Source organism: Xenorhabdus innexi, from assembly GCF_002632485.1.
Lineage (GTDB): Bacteria > Pseudomonadota > Gammaproteobacteria > Enterobacterales > Enterobacteriaceae > Xenorhabdus > Xenorhabdus innexi.
In genome coordinates, this window is record NZ_NIBU01000190.1 from 1 (window position 1) to 1,077 (window position 1,077).

2 protein-coding genes are annotated in these 1,077 nt (G+C 54.9%); both read right to left on the bottom strand.

The features are described 5' to 3' along the window. Positions 1-87: 87 nt before the first annotated feature. Complete coding sequence (pilL2, locus tag Xinn_RS20980; RefSeq protein ID WP_099137821.1) at positions 88-615, bottom strand: PFGI-1 class ICE element type IV pilus protein PilL2; 528 nt, start codon at positions 613-615, stop codon at positions 88-90. Between the two features lie 142 nt (positions 616-757). Further along, positions 758-1,045 carry a helix-turn-helix domain-containing protein gene (locus Xinn_RS20985; protein ID WP_086954004.1) on the bottom strand — a complete coding sequence of 96 codons (288 nt, stop codon included), beginning with the start codon at positions 1,043-1,045 and terminating at the stop codon, positions 758-760. Positions 1,046-1,077 lie beyond the last annotated feature (32 nt).

Below are 1,077 nucleotides of genomic sequence, written 5' to 3' on the forward strand. Positions count from 1 at the left end.
TCTGCTGCGCGGTTAAGGGTGCCGGAGTGTCTGCCCATGCCGGGCTGCTGAGTGCTATCCATGCCACCAGACCGATTCGATGCCATCTCATGGCTGCTTTCCTTGTCGGGGTTGTGGGAGCTGATACCCCGGTCGCAGATGGTGGCACACCACACGCCGGACTTCATCCACCTCCAGTTGCCAGGCCGGACCGGCCATAAACTGCAACGCCGTGCGCAGCCGCACGGGGCCTAACTGCGTATGTACCGACGGCAGCGGCTGACGATATAAAATGTCATTGGTTTTTTCAGGCGCACATAACCGGTAACCCGACTGACGTAGCACGTCACGCAGGGCATCGCCCACCGTGGGCTGCCCGGATGCCGGAATATGCACCTCAATCAGCTGAGAAAGTGGGTCACGCTGGGCGGTTGTCGGGTCGGTACTGACCAGGATATAACGACCGGCGCGGGCGACTTCGGGGGCTTGCCCATATATATCCGGTGACACAGACGGGCTGTTTTGTCTCTGAGTCACGGAAGGCGGGGATGCGTTTGCGGGTGGAGATTGTTTTACACAAGTCGTGCAGCCGGTCAGTATGACCGCCATCAGGCTGATTAACACACGATTTTTCATTCCGGTCAGGCTCCTGCTCAGTCATCAATAGCACCGACTATGCAGGGAACCCGATAATGTATTCAATGAACAACTCAACTGTGTCTGCTGGAAATTAATCTGCCGGAGCCGGCATTATCACATTATGATTTATATCAGTGTGTTATTCCGCCACTGGCCGGCTTTCATCCGCCGGCTGACGGATTTTGCGCTCAATAAAATTACCGTAATCATCAAAGTAGCGGCTGGGCCAGATTTCAGCAGGCTCCATTCCTAAACGGGCAGCGATGATCTGTTCCCCTTTGGGCCATGGGCGGGATAAGGTATTTGCCAGGGTGGAAGAACTTAATCCCGATTCGCGGGATAAAGCGGCGAGTGTCGTACCACGTTTGCGTAATGCACAAATAATTTCGGCTGGGTGCCAGTCTTTCTGAGTGTGGATCATCGTCATACCTGCTTCCCCTTCTGTGGATTATTGGTGGT